Origin of the sequence: Pararhodospirillum oryzae, assembly GCF_007992075.1 — a bacterium.
GTDB classification, from domain to species: Bacteria; Pseudomonadota; Alphaproteobacteria; order Rhodospirillales; family Rhodospirillaceae; genus Pararhodospirillum; species Pararhodospirillum oryzae.
The window spans coordinates 1-2,310 of the sequence record NZ_BJZO01000160.1 but is presented as its reverse complement, the minus strand read 5'-3'; the positions used below and the strand labels follow the sequence as shown (position 1 = coordinate 2,310).

Sequence of the window (2,310 nt, the reverse complement as noted above, 5' to 3'; positions counted from 1 at the left end):
TGGCTGGTCAGCGTAGCCGGATGCTCGGGGCCCAGAACACAACGATGAACCTCCAGAACGCCTTCCTGCATCTCTCGCGCCCCGGCAAGGTCGCCCTGGGCTCTCAGCGTTTCCGCCAGATTGTTCTGACTGGTCAGCGTATCCGGATGCTCGGGGCCCAGAACACGACGATGAACCTCCAGGACGCCGTCTTGCATCTCTCGCGCCCCGGCAAGGTCGCCTTGGGCTCGCAGCATTTCCGCCAGATTGTTCATACTTACCAGCGTATTCGGATGCTCGGGGCCCAGAACACGACGAAGGACTTCCAGAACTCCTTCCTGCATCTCTCGCGCCCCGGCAAGGTCGCCCTGGGCATGCAGGGTTAACGCCAGGTTGGCCTGGCTGGTCAGCGTATCCGGATGCTCGGGGCCCAGGATGCGCCCCCTAGCCTCGACTGCGGCCTGGAAGGCGTCCCGGGCCGCCCCGTACACGCCGGCTTCAAGATAAAACCGGCCCCCCCAGCCGATAACGTCGGCTTCTGCCTCCGTTTGAGGGGCCAGGGCCAGGGCCTGGGCGTGGGGGATCAGGGCCGCGAGGGCGCCGTGGCGCCGGATATCCTCGGCAGCGGGCAACACCTGGCGCAAGGCCTCGACCATCGCTTCCCGCAAGGCCTGCTGGCGGGCGTCGGTGAAGACCTGAACCACCGTGCGACAGACCAGGGGGTGAACCTGATAGGCGGTGTCCGCAGCCTCGCACAGGGAATGGGAGGCAACGCCATCCACCGCGATAAAGACTGCGTCGGTCTCGCCTGCCGCGTCGGCTTCCGGGTCCCGCCCGGCCGCGACCCTCCGCACCCGGGCCAGGAAATCGAGGGGCACGGGATGGTTGGGCGCCCCCAGGGCCGCCACGCGCACGCAGTCCAATTGTTCCACCGACAACAAGTCCAGACTGACAAGCAACGTATTGGCAACGCTGACGTCATGGCCATTGGGCAATTCCAGGCGCAACTGCTTGGCCAGTTCCAGGGCCCGCCCATCCCGTGCCCGCAGCCCGTCCCAAACCGCCCGGTACCCCCTTTTCCCGACAAGATGACGGGCCACGTCCACGGCCAGGGCATGACCGCCCAGGGCCGTGACAATCTCGCGCGCAAGGGCCTGTTCCTCTCCACCCTGAGGGGGGCGGTCCAAGGTCAACAGGGCCAGGGCTTCGGCCTCGGGCAGGGTCCCCAAGTCGATCGGTCGGGCGATCTCGCCCAGGCCACGGTCGCGGGTGGTGATCAAGGTTCGCCCGGCCCCGGTGGGGGCCAGCCACGCCCGGGCCTGGTCCGCATCCAGGCCATGGGGCAGGTCGTCCACCACCCACAGATAGGGCGCCTCCCTGCCTGAATCGGCGTCCCCCGCCTCCAGCGCCCGGATCACCGCCCAGCGCAGCGCGGCCGGATCGCCGGGCGGGACCGTCAGCCCCAGCGCCCTCGCCACCACGCGATAGTTTTCATCCAGCCGTGCCTCGTTCATCCCGGCCCCGGAATCGCCCGCAACCCCGCCCCCGGCCCGCAGCCAGAACACCCCGCCCGGCCACGCGGCGGCAAAGCGGCGGGCGTATTCCTCGGCCAGCAGCGACTTGCCAATGCCCCCCATGCCCTGCACCACCGCCTCGCCCCCCCGGGGGGCCACGCCGCAGGTGGTGGGGGCCAGCAGCACCGAGCCCTCGGCCAGGCCGTCATGCACGGCCCAGATCTCGCGATGCCGGCCGACAAAGTGCCGGGGCCCGCCGTTGCGGGCCAGCCCCACCCAGCGCAGCGCCGAGGCCCCGCGCGCCGGAGGGGCGCCCAAGGGCTCGTTGATCGGGGCCAGTGTTTCGCCGACCGTCCGGGCCAGGGTGGAAAGGTCGGGGGCGGGCGTCAGGGGGAAAAAGCGCGTACCGATCAAACGGCGCGGCTCAAGATGCCCGGCCGACTCCTCGGGATTGATCACCAGCACCCGCTGGCGCCAGTCCGGCCCGGCGGCGATCAGGGCCGACGCCAGTTCCCAATCGCAGGCCCGGCGCTGGCCATAGGCCCGGGAATAGAGCGCGACCAGGGCCTTGCTCTGCGCGAGGCCCTCCTGGATCCGCCGTTCAATGTCTGCAAAGTCGTCGATGTTCGTGGCATCGAACCACACCCGAAGCCCCTCGGCTTTCAGGGCCGCCACCACGCGGTCGGCCGTTGCCCGGTCGGCGCTGGCGTAGCTGAAAAACACATCGTGCACCGCTTGCATCCCGCCGTCGCTCCCGCATGCAACAAAAGTCCCCGCAAGGGGACCTCAGACACCCAGAAGAAGCAAGACCCTCCTT

General features: G+C 69.3%; 1 protein-coding gene. It reads right to left on the bottom strand.

The annotated features are described in order from the left end of the window. Positions 1 to 2,234, bottom strand: a 2,234-nt coding sequence (locus ROR02_RS17485) for a tetratricopeptide repeat protein (RefSeq protein WP_147165078.1), incomplete at its 3' end; no start/stop codon positions are given. Positions 2,235 to 2,310 lie beyond the last annotated feature (76 nt).